Consider the following 13,391-nt stretch of genomic DNA (forward strand, 5'->3'; position numbering starts at 1 on the left):
CGGATAAGTTATATGATAAACTTGGATTTATTTTTCATTCTACAACTAGAGGTGATATCATGGACCGTACGTCCTTAATCGGGCTCATTCTTGGCATTATCGCTGTCGGTGTCGGAATGGTGTTTAAAGGAGTAAGCCCGGCTGTGCTCATTAACCCTGCGGCGATTTTAATCATTTTATTAGGGACAGCGGCCGCCGTCACGATCGCCTTTCCAACGAAAGAAATTGCAAAAGTCCCAAAGTTGTTTGGGGTGATTTTTAAAGAATCAAAAACGCCAAAAATTGAAGAACTCATTCCGCTGTTCGTTGAGTGGGCAAACATCGCCCGCCGCGAAGGGTTGTTAGCGTTAGAAGCGAAAGTCGCTGAAATTGATGACCCGTTTTTACGTAACGGATTAAGTTTAGCGATTGACGGACAGTCACAAGAATTTATCCGCGATGTCATGACTGAGGAAATTGAAGCAATGGAAGAACGTCATTTAGCGAATGCAACGATTTTTACGCAGGCAGGAACGTATGCTCCAACGCTTGGGGTACTTGGTGCCGTCGTCGGATTGATCGCTGCCCTTCAAGATATGTCCGATATTGAGCGTCTTGGTCACGCGATTAGTGCGGCGTTCGTTGCAACGCTCATGGGAATTTTCACAGGATACGTTCTTTGGCATCCATTTGCGAACAAGCTAAAACGCAAGTCGAAAGAAGAGATTAAAGTGCGGCAAGTGATGATTGAAGGAGTGCTTTCGATCATTGAAGGACAAGCACCGCGGGCGATTGAACAAAAATTAGCTTCTTATTTACCGATGAGCGAACGTCAAAAACTTTTAGGACAAGGAGCTCAAAATAATGGCGAAAAAGCATAAAAAACATCATCATGAGGAACATGTCGATGAAAGCTGGTTAATTCCGTACGCCGATTTATTAACGTTGTTGCTTGCGCTATTTATCGTGTTATTCGCAAGTAGTCAAATTGACTCAAAAAAATTTATGGAAATTGCACGTGCGTTTAATAGCGTATTCACAGGTGGCACAGGAGCGCTGCAATATTTAAGTCCCGTTGAACGAGAAGAAATGGACTCGATTATTAAAGATTCTCCGAGTCAAAAACCGTATGTCAAAATTTCAAAAGAAGAATACGAGGAATTAAAAAAGATTCAAAGTAAATTTAACGAATACGTCAAAACGAATCAACTAAGTGGAGAATTGTCTGTCGCGATGACAGAAGAAGGGTTGCTTGTGACGATTGCGAACGATGTGTTGTTCGACTCAGGAAGCGCTGATATTAAGCCACAATATCGCGATGTCGCAAAAAAAATATCGAACTTGCTCGTCATGAATCCACCTCGCAATATCGTCATTAGCGGACATACAGACAACGTGCCGATCAACAATGCGAAATTTGCTTCGAACTGGGAATTAAGCGTGATGCGCGCCGTCAACTTTATGAAACTATTGCTTGAAAATACAAGATTAAACCCGCAGTTATTTAGCGCAAAAGGGTATGGAGAGTTTAAACCGATCGCCTCAAATGCTACACCTGAAGGACGCGCAAAAAACCGACGGGTAGAAATTTTAATTATGCCGCAAGAGCCAGCACAATAAAAGCGAGGGAGCCTCCCTCGCTTTTTTCACCCTGTCAATATATCGCCATTCGGATAACGAATATTTGTTTTTTTCGGCTTCGCAATCGAATATACGAGCGTTAACGGGCCTAATTTCCCAAACAACATGACGCAAATAATGAGCACTTTTCCGATCGCTGATAAATGCATCGTCATATTCATCGACAGTCCAACTGTGCCAAATGCGGATACAACTTCAAATAAAAGCGCAAGAAGCGAAGCATTTTCTGTAAGCGTCAATATCATTGTCACAACAAAAATAAACAACATGCTCATGGACGCGATGGCCAATGCTCGTAAAATAATCGTATGGCGAATCGTTCGCATCCACACGACCGTTTCTTCTTTTCCTTTTAAAAAACTCATTACCGCAAAAATAATGACCGCAAACGTCGTCAGTTTAATTCCTCCGCCTGTCGACGTGCTTCCTGCTCCAATAAACATAAGGAAAATCATAAGCATCGCTGTCGGTTGTTCAAGTGAACCGATATCAATCGTATTAAACCCCGCGGTTCTTGGGGTAATGGCTTGAAAATACGATGCCCATAGTTGCTCACGAAGCGAAAGCGAACCGAGCGTTTTCGGGTTGTTATGTTCGAATAGAAAGAAGGCAATGATCGCCACAATGTTCACAACAAGCGTCATGACTAACATCAGCTTCGTATGAATAGATAACTTTCTCCAACGTCGTTGATACAATACGTCAAATACGACGGTAAAACCGAGCCCACCGATGATAATTAATAACGTGACCGTCACATTGACGATCGGATCACCGACAAAACGCGATAAATTATCAGGCCATAACGCAAATCCAGCATTATTGAACGATGCAATCGTATGAAAAAGGCTGTAATATAACCCTTTCGACCAGCCCATTTTCGGAACCCAATCGATTGCCAACAACGCCGCCCCGACAAGTTCCATAAATAAAGAGAACAACAGTAAATTGCGCGCCAAACGAATGACACCACCGAGCGATGGCTGATTTAACGCCTCTTGCATCAACATGCGTTGCTTCATCCCAATTTTTTTTCCGAGCACAATGACGACAAGCACTGCAAATGTCATAATACCGAGCCCACCAACTTGAATAAGCACCATTAAAATAACTTCTCCAAATACAGTAAATGTCGAACCGGGATCAATCGGTGCTAAGCCGGTTACGGTTGCAGCGGATGTCGATAAAAAGAACGCATCGAGCCAACTAATTTCCTTTTCTGTAGCAATCGGCAACTTCAACAACACTCCACCGACAACAACAAGAAAAAGAAACATGCTAGCTAACAATTGAGGCGGGGTGAGCTTTAACGGTTTCATCATTGCCCTTCTCACGCTTCATCCTTCTTTCGTATGTATGTTACATGTTCCGATTATACAAGATTTTCTGTTCACAAACAAAGGGGAAAAAAGAAAAATGATGTGTCCAAACACGAACAAGTTTTCTAATGCATATACATACATAAGCAACAAAAGACCACCTGCGAGGTGAACGATGATGGGTACCATTTTTTCTGCACTTGCTTTGTTTATAAAGGAGCTCGTCTTTTTCGTATCTTATGTGAAAAACAACGCCTTTCCACAACCGCTTGATGCAAAAGAAGAAGCGATGTATTTAAAACAAATGGCAAAAGGGGATGAATACGCTCGCAATAAGCTCATCGAACACAATTTACGCCTCGTTGCGCACATTGTAAAAAAGTTCGAAAACACCGGAGAAGATCCAGAAGATTTAATTTCCATCGGCACAATCGGCTTAATTAAAGCGATCGAAAGCTATTCAACAGGAAAAGGGACAAAGCTGGCGACATATGCAGCTCGTTGTATTGAGAATGAGATTTTAATGCACCTTCGTTCGCTGAAAAAAACGAGAAAAGACGTTTCTTTGCACGATCCGATCGGGCAAGATCGCGACGGAAACGAAATTAGTCTACTCGATGTATTAAAATCAGAAGATGAAGACATTATCGACATGATTGAAAAAAATAATGAACTTGAAAATATCGCCCAACATTTACACGTCCTTGACGATCGTGAACGACAAGTCATCGTTAGCCGCTTCGGCTTAAACATGCAACCTGAACGCACCCAGCGCGAGATCGCTAAAGAACTCGGCATTTCCCGCAGCTACGTCTCGCGCATCGAAAAACGGGCGTTAATGAAACTGTTTCATGAATGTTATAAGCATGATAAAGGAAAAAAAGGATCATAAGAAAAGGTGTCCCACACGCTCGGGACACCTTTCATACGGTAAGTTTTCGTTTCTTGCGCATTCGTTTTTCGATGTAGTAAACAGGAACAATAATAAACGTCCAAATGGTAAAGTGACTAAAAATAACAAGGAGCGGATGGCTGTTGCCATGATGTTCTTTATGTGGGAACTTCCTTTCTCGAAATCCCGCTGGCGTAATCATCTCCCCTGCTTGAGCTTCTTTATGCTCAAACTTCGGTTTAAGCGTATCTTCACTCGGCTTCACATTTACCGCGAGCCATTGCATACTTCCTACAAATAACACAAGCAAAAGCGCGACAGTCGCAAGTGAACTTTTGCGCCAATACCCTTCTTTCGTTTTACATATTTTCCGAAACACACCTATGATCCATTGCCAATGTAATGCAATATGGACACCGACAAGCACAAGCGTCACTTTCGAAAAAACATCATGAAGTTCCCTTAGCGCATGATTTTCCCCACCTGAAAAATGCGGAAATACAACTTTTGAAATAAGAAAACCGGTCAAGATAATAGCTGTCATCGAAAAAAGCAACAACACATTTAATAAAAAACCGAATCTCGCCTTCCTCGAAAACGAACGATTGAATATGTTTTTCGCCGTATTGACAACCCATTTGTAGTTTAAACCAATATGGATCAAAACAGCCACACCAATCACTAGCCCTGCCACTTCATGAAACGGCAATCCGTTAAACACTCTCGGATTCATTAACAACACAAACGTCATCGCTAACGAAACATCTAAGATGATTTTTATAATATTTTTCTTCAACATATATCCCCCGCTTTTACATATCATTTACCGTATACCGTAAATGTACTAGCCAATGGTGAAAATTGAGTGAAAAAGGGGGATATCCCACTACGTTCAGATAAAACGTTTTCCCGCACGCTTCGCCCTTTAGGGTTTCCAACTTTACATCCCACTACGTTCAGATAAAACTGTGCTTTCATGTGATGTTCCTTGCACAACGGAACACTTTACATCCCACTACGTTCAGATAAAACTTACCCATACGATCATGCAGAGCGATAAAATACCGACCTTTACATCCCACTACGTTCAGATAAAACCAGCACCTTTCCCTAAAAAATAAACAATGACAAGCTGTGCTTTACATCCCACTACGTTCAGATAAAACTTTGACATAGATGTTTCAAAAAACTTGAATGTTCTCTTTACATCCCACTACGTTCAGATAAAACACATTTTCCGCAAAAAATATAGGGCATGGGTCACGCTTTACATCCCACTACGTTCAGATAAAACGTTACGAATCGTCAGCGTCAGAAACAACCACCGCATCTTTACATCCCACTACGTTCAGATAAAACAAAAAGAACGCCAAGCGGCGAGCGTTTTATAAAAAAAACTTTACATCCCACTATGTTCAGATAAAACCCACTTCGCGAACTACTTCCCCCACTGCCTCAATGATCTTTACATCCCACTACGTTCAGATAAAACTCTCAATATACTGCACAAAAAGAAGTTCAAGCAAATGCGGCTTTACATCCCACTACGTTCAGATAAAACCGGCGACACGTCGAAAATCAATTGGGACAGGTTGAAAACTTTACATCCCACTACGTTCAGATAAAACTTAATGCCCTTGGGTCGCCCTGGATGAGAAAGAAAACCTTTACATCCCACTACGTTCAGATAAAACTTTGATGACCTATTGCTTGTTGTAGTAGGTGTAGGCATCTTTACATCCCACTACGTTCAGATAAAACTAAAAAGTCAAAAGAATACGAGATCGTAAGAAAAAATCTTTACATCCCACTACGTTCAGATAAAACGGAGCGGAGGGGTAATAGATGAGAACGATTCAGATCTTTACATCCCACTACGTTCAGATAAAACTTTTCAACCGTTCGAGAATGGACTTCTTGTCTACTTTCTTTACATCCCACTACGTTCAGATAAAACCTGGATATTCTGCGCAAGAAATACAAGCTATTTTTGCTGCTTTACATCCCACTACGTTCAGATAAAACGGATCGTTGACATTCGGAACAGGTTTAATGACAATGTACTTTACATCCCACTACGTTCAGATAAAACCCAACGCTCCGCTACTCTCCATTGACGCCCTTGACACCTTTACATCCCACTACGTTCAGATAAAACCATGAAAACTACGTCAACATTTTTCGCAAAAAAATACCTTTACATCCCACTACGTTCAGATAAAACACTCAACAGAACAAGAAGGGAAGTGTTGTTGAGTACTTTACATCCCACTACGTTCAGATAAAACTACAATTGGAACTTTTTTAGAAAGCTTTAAACGTCGTACTTTACATCCCACTACGTTCAGATAAAACTTTCCCGAATACAAGCAACTCTAAATCATGACGCTCCTTTACATCCCACTACGTTCAGATAAAACCATTCCAAGACTTAAAAACCGCGTCCGAGCCATTACTCTTTACATCCCACTACGTTCAGATAAAACAAAGAGAGCCTAGATGCTCCCCGTTTCCATTTAAGCTTTACATCCCACTACGTTCAGATAAAACCATGTGCTTTAGCCATCGCCCACGCCAATTGGAGCAAACTTTACATCCCACTACGTTCAGATAAAACTATTGCCCTTCGCTGATTTCTCCGCGTGCGAATTGATCTTTACATCCCACTACGTTCAGATAAAACTAGCATGCCTTACCTTGATGCATCAGATTTTATCAACTTTACATCCCACTACGTTCAGATAAAACCATTGACCTTCGCATGTCCAAACTCAAGAAGGTGAACGCTTTACATCCCACTACGTTCAGATAAAACTGCTGAAGTCGTAACTCAAAAACGTTTTGCACGGAACTTTACATCCCACTACGTTCAGATAAAACAACCAAAAACAGCATCGAAAGCCCGGCCAATATCCCACTTTACATCCCACTACGTTCAGATAAAACTCAAAGCAGGCGTCAAAAAAGCCGTCAAGGGTGCGCTCTTTACATCCCACTACGTTCAGATAAAACTCTTTGAGTATGCAAAAGCAGTAAAAGCAGTCGCGACAACTTTACATCCCACTACGTTCAGATAAAACTCCGATTAAGCATGGACACTATAGTAAGCATTTTAAAGCTTTACATCCCACTACGTTCAGATAAAACGAAAAAATTTCACCAGAAAAAGCAAAACAAAAACATTTCTTTACATCCCACTACGTTCAGATAAAACAAAAAAAGAGCAGTATCAACAAGAACACGCCCCATTCCCTTTACATCCCACTACGTTCAGATAAAACAATGCACCTTTTGTCTATGAAAAGGACTATGACTTCTTTACATCCCACTACGTTCAGATAAAACGGACAGGTAAGCCCATCCGCCCTGCATTTTCAACGACTTTACATCCCACTACGTTCAGATAAAACTTTGAAACTCTATAACCGTTACATATTTGAGATTGTCTTTACATCCCACTACGTTCAGATAAAACATCCAGAATTTAATTTTTTGCGCAACAGAGTTAAACTTTACATCCCACTACGTTCAGATAAAACTGACGAGCTTTTTAGCGAATAGGATTGGAGCGCGAACTTTACATCCCACTACGTTCAGATAAAACAAAAGATGATGAGAGCGAGAATATTGTCCTGATCTTACTTTACATCCCACTACGTTCAGATAAAACCGTATTGCTCATTCTTGTAAATTATCATTTTATCCCCGAATAAAACGCCTTCTTTTTTGCAAATTCCTTCGGGATATACTTCTCCCTCTTTCTGAAATAGTATGCTAAATTTTTAGTGAATTGTTTCGGAGGGGGAGGATGAGATCGTGATCCAGTTGTATAACTTCGGGGTTGATGTGCAAACCTATGCGAATCGAGGAAAACAAAATGCGTTTCCGTCCATCCATCGTTGTCCACATTGTCAGGCGAAACGCAATCTTTATCGTCATGGCTATTACGAACGAAATGCATTGGTGGGGCAAGACGCCTATCGGATTTGGATTGCTCGTTATCGGTGCGTGATATGCAAAAAGACGGTGACCGTGCTTCCCACGTTCCTCTTGCCGTATTTCCAATACACGATTTGGACGATTATCCACTGGCTCAAGGAACGCCTCTCCTCTCTCTTAGGCAAGGGGAAGGGTTCGTCCAAGTTTTTTCCTCTCCGACAAGGAGTAGATGTTTATATGCGTCGATTTCTTGCTCATTTACCGTGGCTTCGTTGGTTTTTTCAAACCAAAGGGAAACGAATCCCGAGGGTGTCCAATAAACCACTCGTTCAAGCCCAAGAGTGGATACAAACCATCGAGGGAGTTGGGGTGGAGAAACTCGTCGAAGCGATGTGGAGGGAACATTCGACTCATTTTTTAGCAAATAGATTCGGTGCCTAATTTGTTTCTTTTTGGTTTTATTTCCAAAAACAATCGATTCCACAAACCTTTTGCGTCGACGAGGGGAAAGGGATTCGGTATGATGGAGGCAGGACGAACCGATTGGTTCTTCCGCAACGTCGGAGAAGGAGGAAACCTTGATGGACGAATCAATGAGACAAGAAATCGCCCTATTTCGGTATGGATTGATCGCACCGTTAGTGAATGGGCAGGTCGATCCGAAATCGTACGTGAAGGAGGTGTCAACGCGCATGCATGCCGTTCCGCACTATGGCGAAAAACGGATCGCAGCGAAGACGATTCTAGACTGGTGCACCCAGTATAAAAAAGGCGGATTTGAAGCACTGAAGCCAAAACGTCGAGCGGATCGCGGCCATTCTCGAAGACTCACGATGGAAGACGAGGAGCACATATTGGCATTACGAAAAAAATATCCCCATGCGCCGGTGACGGTGTTTTACCAACACCTCATCGAGCAGGGGGAAATAGAAAAACAAAACATATCCTATTTCACTATATATCGTTTATTGAAAAAATACAACCTTGTTGGGAAAGAAAATTCCCCGATGCCTGAACGAAAACGGTTTGCGTACGATCGAGTGAATGAGCTATGGCAAGGGGATTTATCCCATGGTCCAGTGATTCGAGAGAATGGAAAGGCACAAAAAACGTTTTTGATCGCCTACATCGATGATTGTTCACGGGTCGTGCCGTATGCCCAGTTTTTCTCTTCCGAGAAATTTGACGGGTTGCGCATCGTGACAAAAGAAGCGTTCCTGCGGTACGGGAAACCGAAGCGCATCTACTCCGATAACGGCAAAATTTATCGCTCGGAACCCCTACAATATGCTTGCGCAGAATTAGGGATCACGCTCATTCATACGCAGCCATATGATCCACAAAGCAAAGGGAAAATCGAGCGATTTTTCCGGACAGTGCAAACTCGGTTTTACCCGTTGTTGGAGATGGAGCCAGTGACGTCGCTTCCAGCGTTGAACGAGCGCTTCTGGAAGTGGCTCGAAGAAGACTACCACCGAAAGCCCCATGCGTCGCTAGAAGGAAAAACGCCACATGAAGTGTTTCAGTCGCAAGTGCACATGGTATCGTTCGTGGAGGACGCGACTTGGCTGGACACGATTTTTTTGAAACGGGAGTTTCGCAAAGTGAAGGCGGATGGAACGATTACGTTAAACAAACAGCTGTATGAGGTTCCGCCTCGATTTATTGGACAATCCGTGGAAATTCGGTATGATGAGCAAGGGGTGTATGTATACGAAGACGGCAAAGAAGCAGCGAAAGCGACGCTGGTGCGCATGCACGATAATGCCTACGTCAAACGACATCGATCGCCGTTTGTGGGGCTAGGAAAGGAGGCAGGAACGGATGTATAAAACGTTCTACTCCCTTTCTCGAGAGCCGTTTTCGAAAGACACCAATCCGTCGGAAGCGTATCGAGGGTCTTCTTACGAAGAGGCCTTACATGCATTGGATTACGTGAAACGAACGAAAGGAATAGGGTTACTGACAGGAGAGCCGGGGGCGGGGAAAACATTCGCCCTTCGGACGTTCAAAGAATCATTGAATCCTTCGTTGTATCACGTGGTGTATTTCCCGTTATCCACGGGCGGGGTGATGGATTTTTATCGAGGATTAGCGTTAGGGTTAGGCGAGGAACCGAAATACCGAAAGGTGGACTTGTTTTACCAAATTCAACAAGGAATCGAACGAATGTATCAGGAACGTCGAATCACTCCAGTGATTCTGCTAGATGAAATGCATCTTGCGAAAGATGTGTTTTTGCAAGATATCGCCATTCTGTTTAATTTTCACATGGACTCCACGAATCCGTTTGTGTTGATTTTGGCAGGACTGCCACACTTACAGATACGGTTGCGCTTGAATCACCACCGTCCGCTTCAACAACGCATCATCATGCGGTATCGGATGGGAGCGCTCTCGAAAGAAGAAGTGGCAGCGTACATTGAACAGCGAATGAAGCAAGCAGGAGCGAAGCACTCGATTTTTACCCCTGCGGCTTTAGAGGCGATCGCCCTACAGTCGCAAGGATGGCCACGAGTCATCAATACGTTAACGACGACGTGCCTTTTATACGGCTACCAGCTAAAAAAGGACGTGATTGACGAAGAGATTGTTCGAATGGCGGTGGAGGAAACAGGGGCATAGGGAGCCGAACGGCTCCTCTTCTTTTTCTGATTTTCGTCTGAGATAATGTGCAAAGGATCGGAAAAAGCGTGCAAAATCGGAGAGAATTCGCAAACATTTTGCACGGTATTTCCGATTTTCATCCAAAATAATTTGAAAAAGTAGTTCTGAAATAGTGTGCTAATTTACATCATTCTTCTATTGCTTCAAGTGACTTCTTTACATCCCACTACGTTCAGATAAAACCTGTTGTTGATCCTTCAACGTTGCCAACCGGAACAGGAACTTTACATCCCACTACGTTCAGATAAAACTTGAAGTTCGATAGACAAGAGTACGATCGGCTTTTTAGCTTTACATCCCACTACGTTCAGATAAAACAAATTGATTCTTCACTTGCAAACAAAGCTGATAATACAACTTTACATCCCACTACGTTCAGATAAAACTTACTTACCCGATCGAGTATGTTGTACGTGCTGCTTCTTTACATCCCACTACGTTCAGATAAAACCATTTTTGTTTACATCCGTTCAAATACAATTTATCAATCTTTACATCCCACTACGTTCAGATAAAACTATATGTTACACTAGAATCAACAACAAACAATATATGAACTTTACATCCCACTACGTTCAGATAAAACACTTACCTTCGTTGCCATTGAAAACGAGAAACACAAAACTTTACATCCCACTACGTTCAGATAAAACAAGGCGATGAACAAATATCAAACAACGATGTATTCTTTACATCCCACTACGTTCAGATAAAACAAAGGGCATAGCGAATACAAATACAATTTGCACATCTTTACATCCCACTACGTTCAGATAAAACGATCGACGAGATACAAAATGAATTTTCTTCTACTGCGCTTTACATCCCACTACGTTCAGATAAAACGGTCATTCTCGATCGTTATTTTGACAAAAAAGGAGCTTTACATCCCACTACGTTCAGATAAAACTATGCGGCGTGCCCGGAACCCGACCGCCATCCACCTTTACATCCCACTACGTTCAGATAAAACGATGATCAAGAATGAATATTGTAGTAATTCATGATTTCTTTACATCCCACTACGTTCAGATAAAACGCTGCAGCTGTGATGATAGCACATGAAAGTTATAATGCTTTACATCCCACTACGTTCAGATAAAACTGTTCAGAGTTGCGAAGTAGAAAAGACAAAAATATCGCTTTACATCCCACTACGTTCAGATAAAACCATGATCTCAACGAGAAGAAAATCGCGTCGTGATCCCTTTACATCCCACTACGTTCAGATAAAACGGACAGGGAAGGACAATAAACGCGGTTTTAATTCTGTCTTTACATCCCACTACGTTCAGATAAAACAAGAATCTAACATAATATCACCCCGAAAAAATCAATCCTTTACATCCCACTACGTTCAGATAAAACTTTTACACGATCGCCAGACTCATTTTCGAAATCATACTTTACATCCCACTACGTTCAGATAAAACTGTCGAAAATGTCCTGCACAGTCGTTACATTTTTAAAAGCTTTACATCCCACTACGTTCAGATAAAACTGAAATGATGGCGGAAGCGGTGAAAAAACAGGTCGCTTTACATCCCACTACGTTCAGATAAAACCATAGATATGTTGAGCATAGGCCGAATCAGGATCAAACTTTACATCCCACTACGTTCAGATAAAACTAGAGGCGGATCGGGAGCAGGAACAGAAACAACTTTCATCTTTACATCCCACTACGTTCAGATAAAACAAGAACGCTTTGCCTTCATTGCAACACCCCCCATCGATCAGCCTTTACATCCCACTACGTTCAGATAAAACGCGGCAATAGACCCTAAAAACTCGACTGGAATCGTAAAAACCTTTACATCCCACTACGTTCAGATAAAACGTGTAAAAAGCAAGAAGGAATGCGATATAATAATTACTTTACATCCCACTACGTTCAGATAAAACTATCAGGGTATTATTTCAGATAAAAAGCCTCATCCTTGCTTTACATCCCACTACGTTCAGATAAAACATGGTAAAAATGGATATGGTTCAGCACATTTTATCGTCTTTACATCCCACTACGTTCAGATAAAACCTTCATGATTGTTTTCAATAATAATCCACTCTTCTTTCTTTACATCCCACTACGTTCAGATAAAACGTTCCGAATTTCAAAAAAATCGCGCCAATCAGTCATCTTTACATCCCACTACGTTCAGATAAAACTATAATAATTAAGATCAATAAATTAATAGCGTCATTACTTTACATCCCACTACGTTCAGATAAAACTGGACAACAAGTTAGTCCAAATATTTCAGATGAATGTTACTTTACATCCCACTACGTTCAGATAAAACAATGTGTACATTTTGTACAAAGGGGAGGTGAAAAATCTTTACATCCCACTACGTTCAGATAAAACTGTGATTAACGAACAGATGGTGAAGGAAGTTCTTGCCCCTTTACATCCCACTACGTTCAGATAAAACGTAAGCACACGTATGTACGATGTATGTACGAAAAGTGTCTTTACATCCCACTACGTTCAGATAAAACCCCCTCAAATCTGAAAACACAAAGTGCTGTCATATCAACGTTTTTGGAGAATGGTTGATATGACAAGTTTCTACTTTTTGCAGTGAAGCGTCAGTCGTGTTTTGTTCTTGTTCTAAAAATAACGCATATTTTGTTGATATATCAAGCATTTTTTCTTTTTTTCAAATCACAGGTTCACTGCAAATGTTAAAGAAAAAGTTCATCAAAGTTTTTCTCCTGTCCAAATACTTGCTTCTTGATGTTCTTCGGATTAGCCACTTCGTAAATATAAATGGAGTCCTCATCTTCATCGATAATTTGATCGATTTCGTTTAAGCATTTCATTAACAAACTTTTAGTAATTTCTCCCTCGAACACAGAATTCTGTGTCCATGTTAAGTACTCTCTTAACTTTTTACACACTTTATTTACGCGCTTTTCCCCGACATCGTACGTAATAATTACAAACATAA

Annotated in this window: 9 protein-coding genes and 2 CRISPR repeat arrays; of the genes, 6 read left to right on the forward strand and 3 right to left on the reverse strand. The window is 41.6% G+C overall.

Annotated features, from left to right (window positions below; all coding sequences use genetic code 11):
- Positions 1 to 59 precede the first annotated feature (59 nt).
- Positions 60 to 860, forward strand: a complete 801-nt coding sequence (motA, locus tag ACPF7I_RS10215; RefSeq protein ID WP_430743418.1) for a flagellar motor stator protein MotA — start codon at positions 60 to 62, stop codon at positions 858 to 860.
- A complete protein-coding gene (gene motB, locus ACPF7I_RS10220) occupies positions 844 to 1,599 on the forward strand; it encodes a flagellar motor protein MotB (RefSeq protein WP_430743417.1) in 756 nt (251 codons plus the stop codon). Before motA ends, motB begins: the two co-directional genes overlap by 17 nt.
- A gap of 26 nt (positions 1,600 to 1,625) precedes the next feature.
- Here the strand turns inward: motB and ACPF7I_RS10225 are convergent, their stop codons facing one another.
- Positions 1,626 to 2,939 (reverse strand): TrkH family potassium uptake protein, encoded by a 1,314-nt coding sequence (locus ACPF7I_RS10225; RefSeq protein WP_430745908.1) that lies wholly within the window; start codon positions 2,937 to 2,939, stop codon positions 1,626 to 1,628.
- Between the two features lie 178 nt (positions 2,940 to 3,117).
- Between ACPF7I_RS10225 and sigK the strand changes: the two genes are divergently transcribed.
- Positions 3,118 to 3,831 (forward strand): RNA polymerase sporulation sigma factor SigK, encoded by a 714-nt coding sequence (gene sigK / locus ACPF7I_RS10230; RefSeq protein ID WP_035050965.1) that lies wholly within the window; start codon positions 3,118 to 3,120, stop codon positions 3,829 to 3,831.
- 31 nt (positions 3,832 to 3,862) lie between these two features.
- Here sigK and ACPF7I_RS10235 read toward each other — a convergent pair whose 3' ends face one another.
- A complete protein-coding gene (locus tag ACPF7I_RS10235) occupies positions 3,863 to 4,630 on the reverse strand; it encodes a DUF4405 domain-containing protein (RefSeq protein ID WP_430743416.1) in 768 nt (255 codons plus the stop codon).
- A 75-nt stretch (positions 4,631 to 4,705) separates the two neighbouring features.
- A CRISPR array of direct repeats spans positions 4,706 to 7,501; the repeat unit is 29 nt; unit sequence CTTTACATCCCACTACGTTCAGATAAAAC.
- A gap of 146 nt (positions 7,502 to 7,647) precedes the next feature.
- On the opposite strand from ACPF7I_RS10235, the gene ACPF7I_RS10240 reads away from it, so the two are divergent.
- The 3 genes from ACPF7I_RS10240 to ACPF7I_RS10250 all read left to right on the forward strand — a co-directional run bounded on the left by ACPF7I_RS10240 (position 7,648) and on the right by ACPF7I_RS10250 (position 10,395).
- Complete coding sequence (locus tag ACPF7I_RS10240) at positions 7,648 to 8,211, forward strand: DUF6431 domain-containing protein (protein ID WP_430743415.1); 564 nt, start codon at positions 7,648 to 7,650, stop codon at positions 8,209 to 8,211.
- 140 nt (positions 8,212 to 8,351) lie between these two features.
- Positions 8,352 to 9,602, forward strand: a complete 1,251-nt coding sequence (locus ACPF7I_RS10245) for an IS481 family transposase (protein WP_430743414.1) — start codon at positions 8,352 to 8,354, stop codon at positions 9,600 to 9,602.
- Complete coding sequence (locus ACPF7I_RS10250; RefSeq protein WP_430743413.1) at positions 9,595 to 10,395, forward strand: ExeA family protein; 801 nt, start codon at positions 9,595 to 9,597, stop codon at positions 10,393 to 10,395. Before ACPF7I_RS10245 ends, ACPF7I_RS10250 begins: the two co-directional genes overlap by 8 nt.
- 196 nt (positions 10,396 to 10,591) lie before the next feature.
- Positions 10,592 to 12,939: a CRISPR direct-repeat array (repeat unit 29 nt; unit sequence CTTTACATCCCACTACGTTCAGATAAAAC).
- 186 nt (positions 12,940 to 13,125) lie between these two features.
- Here ACPF7I_RS10250 and cas2 read toward each other — a convergent pair.
- Positions 13,126 to 13,389, reverse strand: a complete 264-nt coding sequence (gene cas2, locus ACPF7I_RS10255) for a CRISPR-associated endonuclease Cas2 (protein WP_012574449.1) — start codon at positions 13,387 to 13,389, stop codon at positions 13,126 to 13,128.
- Between the last annotated feature and the right edge of the window lie 2 nt (positions 13,390 to 13,391).

It is taken from the genome of Anoxybacillus dikiliensis, from assembly GCF_050613275.1.
GTDB lineage: Bacteria > Bacillota > Bacilli > Bacillales > Anoxybacillaceae > Anoxybacillus.

Coding starts and splice junctions, on each gene's coding strand:
- motA (WP_430743418.1), top strand. CDS start 60: ATGGACCGTACGTCCTTAATCGGGCTCATTCTTGGCATTATCGCTGTC.
- motB (WP_430743417.1), top strand. CDS start 844: ATGGCGAAAAAGCATAAAAAACATCATCATGAGGAACATGTCGATGAA.
- ACPF7I_RS10225 (WP_430745908.1), bottom strand. CDS start 2,939: ATGAAACCGTTAAAGCTCACCCCGCCTCAATTGTTAGCTAGCATGTTT.
- sigK (WP_035050965.1), top strand. CDS start 3,118: ATGGGTACCATTTTTTCTGCACTTGCTTTGTTTATAAAGGAGCTCGTC.
- ACPF7I_RS10235 (WP_430743416.1), bottom strand. CDS start 4,630: ATGTTGAAGAAAAATATTATAAAAATCATCTTAGATGTTTCGTTAGCG.
- ACPF7I_RS10245 (WP_430743414.1), top strand. CDS start 8,352: ATGGACGAATCAATGAGACAAGAAATCGCCCTATTTCGGTATGGATTG.
- ACPF7I_RS10250 (WP_430743413.1), top strand. CDS start 9,595: ATGTATAAAACGTTCTACTCCCTTTCTCGAGAGCCGTTTTCGAAAGAC.
- cas2 (WP_012574449.1), bottom strand. CDS start 13,389: ATGTTTGTAATTATTACGTACGATGTCGGGGAAAAGCGCGTAAATAAA.